The organism is Gilliamella sp. A7 (assembly GCF_002142015.1).
GTDB classification, from domain to species: Bacteria; Pseudomonadota; Gammaproteobacteria; order Enterobacterales; family Orbaceae; genus Gilliamella; species Gilliamella apis_A.
Map to the genome: position 1 here is coordinate 26,239 of NZ_NASN01000025.1, position 7,141 is coordinate 33,379.

The 7,141-nt window shown below is 34.9% G+C and carries 5 protein-coding genes; 3 read left to right on the top strand and 2 right to left on the bottom strand.

Annotated elements, in window-relative coordinates; all coding sequences use genetic code 11:
• Positions 1–26 precede the first annotated feature (26 nt).
• The 3 genes from B6D18_RS07655 to tkt all read left to right on the top strand — a co-directional run bounded on the left by B6D18_RS07655 (position 27) and on the right by tkt (position 3,946).
• Positions 27–263: a FeoC-like transcriptional regulator gene (locus tag B6D18_RS07655; protein ID WP_086363914.1), complete on the top strand. Its 237-nt coding sequence runs from the start codon at positions 27–29 to the stop codon at positions 261–263.
• Between the two features lie 607 nt (positions 264–870).
• Positions 871–1,821 carry a transaldolase gene (gene tal / locus B6D18_RS07660; RefSeq protein WP_086363915.1) on the top strand — a complete coding sequence of 317 codons (951 nt, stop codon included), beginning with the start codon at positions 871–873 and terminating at the stop codon, positions 1,819–1,821.
• A 118-nt stretch (positions 1,822–1,939) separates the two neighbouring features.
• Positions 1,940–3,946, top strand: coding sequence for a transketolase (tkt, locus tag B6D18_RS07665; RefSeq protein ID WP_086363916.1), 2,007 nt, complete (start codon positions 1,940–1,942; stop codon positions 3,944–3,946).
• Between the two features lie 108 nt (positions 3,947–4,054).
• Here the strand turns inward: tkt and B6D18_RS07670 are convergent, their stop codons facing one another.
• Both B6D18_RS07670 and rimO read right to left on the bottom strand, forming a co-directional pair.
• A complete protein-coding gene (locus B6D18_RS07670) occupies positions 4,055–5,443 on the bottom strand; it encodes an MATE family efflux transporter (protein WP_086363917.1) in 1,389 nt (462 codons plus the stop codon).
• A gap of 9 nt (positions 5,444–5,452) precedes the next feature.
• Complete coding sequence (gene rimO / locus B6D18_RS07675) at positions 5,453–6,775, bottom strand: 30S ribosomal protein S12 methylthiotransferase RimO (RefSeq protein WP_086363918.1); 1,323 nt, start codon at positions 6,773–6,775, stop codon at positions 5,453–5,455.
• Between the last annotated feature and the right edge of the window lie 366 nt (positions 6,776–7,141).

Genomic DNA, 7,141 nt, shown 5'->3' on the forward strand with positions numbered 1-7,141 from the left:
TTGGTTAACGTTAAATATTGAATGATATGTTAATTACCGCAGTTCGTGATTATATTCAGTTACAAGGACGAGCAAATCTGCAAGATGTGGCTCGTCACTTTCGTTTGTCTACCAGCGCAGTTGAACCTATGCTGAATTTTTGGGTTAAAAAAGGGTTAATAAAATTAATTAAACGTGATTTACTAACTTGTGCAGGAAAACAGTGTTCAACGTGTATAAGTTGTAATTTAGACGTTTATGCAAGCTATGTATGGATTGAGTAGAATATCTGATACAACCAATTAATGACTAAGGTTAATTTGATTGTATCAAAAGTATCAATATCTAACCTTTGATTAATTTTTGCCAAATTATTTTAACTTTTTGCTTTTTTTAGAGTTGAATACACTTTTTTATCAGCCATTAAAAATTAAATTATCTTTTATTTGCTATTTTTTTGCGACTTATGTCACAAAATTAAATTTATTTGTATCTCAAAATTACAAATGATATTAATATGAACTTATGTTCATTTTGGTGTTAAAAAAAATACATAAAACCGATAAAAGTAATAAAAAGATGTCTTTGGTTTGAATTTAATTAAAAAAGTGACTAACTATTGAATTAGATACTTAAACAAGCATCAAGAGTCAACTTGTTACATTAGTTACCTGTTGATTTTTATGTGCTAGAAAGTTAGTTAATGGTTATGAAATATCAATGTTTTTTGTTTTAATCGATAGTTTATTCAGATCCAATTGTAGTTTTATCGGTCTTATTCATTTTTAGCCAAAAAGACCTTAACCGAAATGATGAAACCTTGTCGTTTTATTACTTAATAAATGTTATTATAACTATGTTTAAAAAACATGTAGTAGAGGAAATAGAAGTATGAGTCAATTAGATGAATTCAAAAAATTAACCGTAGTGGTTGCTGATACTGGCGATATCGATTCAATTAAACAGTTTTCTCCTGAAGATGCAACAACTAATCCATCGCTTGTTTTAAAAGCTGCTCAACTTCCTCAATATCGTTATTTAATTGATTCTGCTATTGAAACAGCTAAAAAACTAGGTGGTAGTAAAGCCGAGCAATTGGTTAATGCCTGTGACCAAGTAGCGGTAAATATTGGCGCAGAAATTTTAAAATCTATCCCAGGACGAATCTCGACTGAAGTTGATGCAAGATTATCATTTGATACCCAAGCCTGTATTGAAAAAGCTCGCCGAATTGTTGAGCTTTATAAACAAAAAGGCATTGATAAATCAAAAATTCTGATTAAAATCGCTTCTACATGGGAAGGTATTAAAGCTGCTGAGGTTTTAGAAAAAGAAGGGATTAACTGTAATTTAACTTTACTGTTTTCTTTCGCTCAAGCGCGTGCTTGTGCTGAAATTAATGCTTTTCTAATTTCGCCATTTGTTGGTCGTATTTATGATTGGTATCAAGCCAAAAAGCCTATTGATCCTTATATCGCTGACCAAGATCCTGGTGTAGTATCAGTACGCAATATCTATAATTATTATAAACAACATGGTTATAAAACTATTGTTATGGGGGCTAGTTTTAGACAAGTTGATCAAATTTTAGCGTTGGCTGGTTGTGATCGCTTAACTATTTCGCCTAATTTATTATCTGAGATGCAACAATCAAGTGCCTCAGTTGTGCGTAAATTAGATCCAAATCAAACCTTAGTTGAGCGTCCAGCATTAATGACTGAAGCTGAGTTTAGATGGCAGCATAATAGTGATGCTATGGCCGTTGAAAAATTGGCGGAAGGCATACGAGCATTCGCTGTTGATCAGGGTAAACTAGAAGATATGATCAGTGCACTACTTTAATTAAAAGAATAGGGGGGAATATATTCCCCTTTTTTGTTTTGGTACGAAAGCGTTTTATCTGTCTGCTACTTGTAGACAATCAATGAATATTTAAAACATATTTTTGGAGAATATTAACATGAATGTAACCACACTATCCCACCGCGAACTAGCCAATGCGATAAGAGCATTAAGCATGGATGGCGTGCAAAAAGCGAAATCAGGCCATCCAGGTGCGCCGATGGGGATGGCAGACATGGCTGAAGTCCTTTGGCGAGGATTTTTAAAACACAATCCTACCAATCCTAATTGGGCTGATCGGGATCGATTTGTATTATCAAATGGTCATGCATCAATGTTAATTTATAGCTTGTTACATTTGACCGGTTATAACGTAACGCTTGATGACATAAAAAACTTTCGTCAATTAAATGCTAAAACCGCAGGTCATCCAGAATTTGGACATCTTCCGGGCATTGAAACAACAACAGGCCCATTAGGTCAAGGTATTGCCAATGCTGTCGGTATGGCTATTGCTGAAAGAACATTAGCTGCTCAATTTAACAAACCAGCTCATACTATTGTTGATCACCATACCTATGTATTTATGGGTGATGGCTGTATGATGGAAGGGATTTCTCATGAAGTATGTTCATTAGCGGGTACACTTAAATTAGGCAAATTAATTGCTTTTTATGATGATAATGGTATTTCAATTGATGGTGAAATTGAAGGTTGGTTTACCGACGATACCGCTAAACGTTTTCAAGCATATGGTTGGCATGTAATCCAAGGTATTGACGGTCATGATGCTAAGGCATTAGCTGAAGCTATCGAGCAAGCACAAGCTGTAACTGATAAACCATCATTATTAATGTGTAAGACTGTTATTGGTTTTGGTTCTCCAAACAAAGCTGGAAGTCATGATTGCCATGGCGCACCACTTGGCGATGCTGAAATAGAAGCAACGCGTAAAGCTCTAGGCTGGTCATATCCTGCATTTGAAATTCCAAAAGATTATTATGATGCATGGGATGCAAAAGCTACTGGTAAACAACGTGAAGATGAGTGGAATGCTCGCTTTGATGCATATGCAAAAGCTTATCCAGAATTAGCAAAAGAATTCAAACGTCGTATGGATGGTGATTTACCAAATAATTGGCAACAAGTTGCTAAAGATTTTGTTAATAAGCTACAAGCAAATCCAGCAACAATTGCTACCCGTAAAGCTTCGCAAAATGCCATTGAAGCTTTTGCACCAGTGTTAACTGAATTTTTAGGTGGTTCAGCTGACTTAGCACCAAGTAATTTAACTATGTGGTCAGGCTCTAAAGAGATTTTAGCTAATCCAGATGGTAACTACATTCATTATGGTGTCCGCGAATTTGGTATGTCTGCAATCATGAATGGTATTGCTTTACATGGCGGCTTTATTCCTTATGGTGCAACTTTCTTGATGTTTATGGAGTATGCTCGTAACGCAGTCCGTATGGCCGCATTAATGAAAATTCGTTCTTTATTTGTTTACACACATGATTCAATTGGCTTAGGAGAGGACGGTCCAACTCACCAACCTGTAGAACAAATGGCAAGCTTGCGTGTTACACCAAACGTAAGTACTTGGCGTCCTTGTGACCAAGTTGAATCTGCTATTGCTTGGCAATATGCTGTTGAACGTAAAGACGGTCCAACTGCGTTAATTTTCTCTAGACAAAATCTTAAACAACAAGAACGCACCGAACAACAATTAGCCAATGTTTATCGTGGTGGCTACATTTTAAATGATTGTAATGGCACTCCTGAACTGATTTTAATTGCCACTGGTTCTGAAGTCGAACTAGCAGTTGAGGCTTATCATAAACTTACTGAAGCAGGTAAAAAAGTACGAGTTGTTTCAATGCCATCAACCGATGCATTTGATAAACAAGATCAAGCTTATAAAGAATCAGTATTACCATCGTCAGTCACTGCACGAGTCGCTATTGAAGCTGGCATCAGTGACTACTGGTATAAATATGTTGGTCTGAATGGTAAGATTATCGGTATGACTAGTTTTGGTGAGTCAGGTCCAGCAGAACAATTATTTGCTAAATATGGTTTCACAGTTGAAAACGTTCTAGAACAAGCAAATAGTTTATTAAAATAATAAAGTTATTTTAATAGTAAAAAGCCACCTTATTGGTGGCTTTTTTAATCTAATCAAATTAAAAGACTATAATTTGAATTATTTATTTACTTTGATATATTAATTAAATTATTGCGAAGCTCGTTTTAATATTATTTCTGTTGGTTGCTTTTGTAGATAAACCATTCTCGCAATTAACAGAAATGCAGCAACAGCAAGTCCTAATATAATCCCTATCCAAAATCCAGCAGCACCAATTGGCTGCATTACCAGATCTGTTAAGCCTAGAATATAACCAACTGGTAATCCAACAACCCAATAAGACAATAAAGTAATAAAAAAGATGCTTTTTGTATCTTTATAACCACGTAATACATTACTTGCCACTACTTGTAAATAATCTGAAGCTTGGTAAATAGCTAATAGGATGATGAGTTGTAGACAAATAGCTATAACCGCTGTCTCTTTAGTAAATATTGTAATAATAGGTGTTCTAAATACTACTAAAATTAGCGCTACAATAACAGCAATGACTAGTGATATGAGTAAACTGATGAGCGCTGTTTGTTTAGCTAAACTTGGTTTACCTTTTCCTAATAGATAACCGACACGAATACTGGTCGCCACACCGAGAGATAATGGAATAGCAAATGTTAAGCTACTAATAGTAAAGATAATTTGATGTGCAGCCACTGTTAATTGTCCTAGGGGAGCTATAAGTAAGGCAACGACAGCAAATAAGCTCATTTCAAAAAAGTAAGCAAGGGCTAAAGGCATTCCTAACACCACTATTTTTTTGATGATTGAAAAATCAATAAGTTTTGTTAATGGTGTTTTCCTAATATCTCGTTGGCTAGAGGTAATTAAGGTATATACACGGATCAAGCCAAACATTAACCAGAAAATTATTGCTGCAGTAATACCACAACCAACACCACCATAAGCTGGGAAACCTAACTTACCATAAATTAAGACATAGTTAATTGGAATATTGGCCAGTAAAGCAATGAATATAATCACCATGGCGGGTTTTGTGTTAGATAAACCTTCACATTGATTGCGGTAAACTAAAAATAAAAGAAAAGCTGGCACTCCCCACATAATTGCACGTAAAAAAGAGACAGCAACTTCAACCATGTCAGGATCAATCGGATTATCTGCTGAGCTTCTTAAGTCAATTATTTTATCTGAATGATATAGAGTAAACATTATGATCACCGATAAAATTAATGCGATCACCACACCTTGTCGTGTATGATCGGCAACTTGCTCACGTTTAGCTGCACCATTTAAGTTTGATATGATGGGGGTTAATACAGTCAATAGCCCTTGCCCAAATAAAACTGTGGGTAACCAAATGGATACCGCGATAGCGACACCAGATAAGGCTGTTTTACTGTAATTGCCAGCCATAATTGTATCAACAAACGTTATTGCTGTTTGTGATATTTGGGCAATCATGACTGGAATAGCCAAGGTAATTAAATTTTTAATTTCACTTCGATAATGTAATTTCATTGATTATATTTACTGTTGTACAGTTCCCCATAAATCGTATTCATCTGAATGTTCAATATTGACCTGAACAATATCGCCCACTTTTACTGTTTTTTCTTCATTTAGATAGACAACACCATCTATTTCTGGTGCATCAGCCATACTCCGTCCAATTGCACCTTCATCATCTACTTCATCAATAAGGACAGATAATGTTTTACCAATTTTGTTTTGTAGCTTACGAGTCGAGATTGTCTGTTGTAATTGCATAAAACGATGGAAACGTTCTTGTTTTATATGTTCAGGTATCTGATTGGCTAATTGATTAGCTGCAGCGCCTTCTACAGGGCTATATGGGAAACAACCGACACGATCTAATTGTGCTTGAGATAAAAAATCAAGTAGTAATTCAAAATCTTGTTCGGTTTCGCCTGGATAACCCACAATAAAAGTTGAACGTAGAGTGATTTCTGGACAAATATCTCGCCATTTATGAATTCTTTCAAGTGTTCTTTCAATTGTACCTGGTCGCTTCATTGATTTTAATACAGTAGGGCTAGCATGTTGTAATGGTACATCTAAATAAGGTAAGATTTTGCCATCAGCCATTAAAGGAATTAAATTATCCACACTAGGGTAAGGATACATATAATGTAGTCGTACCCAAATACCAAGACTAGATAATTGTTCACAAAGAGTATGAATATCTGTTTTTAACGGCATGCCATTCCAAAAATTAGTCCGGTTTTTTATATCAATACCATAAGCTGATGTATCTTGGGCAATAACTAATAATTCTTTCACGCCACCATCAACCAAGCGTTTTGCTTCATCAAGCACATTACCGATCGGTCGACTGATCATTTCTCCACGTAATGAAGGGATTATGCAGAATGAACAACTATGATTGCATCCTTCAGATATTTTCAAATAAGCATAATGTTTTGGTGTTAGTTTTATTCCTTGTTCAGGCACTAAACTTGTAAACGGATTATAGGAAGGTTTTGGTGCATATTTATTAACATGCTCAAGTACAGCCTCGTAACTGTGTGGTCCTGATATTTCGAGAACTTTAGGATGTACATCACGAATTTGGTCTTCTTTAGCGCCAAGACAACCAGTCACAATGACTTTGCCATTTTCATTTAGTGCTTCGCCAATGGCTTCTAATGATTCTTGTACTGCGCTATCAATAAAACCACAGGTGTTAACAATAACTAAATCTGCATTATCGTAGCTAGGTACAACTTGATAACCCTGTGTACGTAATTCAGTTAAAATTCGCTCTGAGTCGACTAAATTTTTAGGGCAACCAAGGCTCACAAATCCAATAGTAGGGGATGATGTATTCATAATATTTATAATAATTTAAAATTTATTGAGGTATTTATCGAGAATTTAAAAATTTGCCAATTTAGATTATGACAACAGGCGGGCATTTTAACATATTTAACTTCTTATGGCATGTATATAACATGCCATTTATGGTAAATAATTTGAACTTTGCCTTCAACAAGAAATGGCTGTTCAAATTTCATTAATTTAAGTTTATTAGTCAATTATCTGCAGCAGATAAAATCGATAAAATTTATTCTACAATTTATCAAAGTTATTATGGATTGCATGTATTCTTTCCCTTCAACATGGTATAAATTATTTTTATAAGTTCTTATATCATTGATTAGCTGTATCTCGCTAAAATGTAACTTATTATTGAAT

Bases quoted from the DNA above. Each gene is read 5' to 3' on its own strand.
- B6D18_RS07655 (WP_086363914.1), top strand. From the start codon at position 27: ATGTTAATTACCGCAGTTCGTGATTATATTCAGTTACAAGGACGAGCA.
- tal (WP_086363915.1), top strand. From the start codon at position 871: ATGAGTCAATTAGATGAATTCAAAAAATTAACCGTAGTGGTTGCTGAT.
- tkt (WP_086363916.1), top strand. From the start codon at position 1,940: ATGAATGTAACCACACTATCCCACCGCGAACTAGCCAATGCGATAAGA.
- B6D18_RS07670 (WP_086363917.1), bottom strand. From the start codon at position 5,443: ATGAAATTACATTATCGAAGTGAAATTAAAAATTTAATTACCTTGGCT.
- rimO (WP_086363918.1), bottom strand. From the start codon at position 6,775: ATGAATACATCATCCCCTACTATTGGATTTGTGAGCCTTGGTTGCCCT.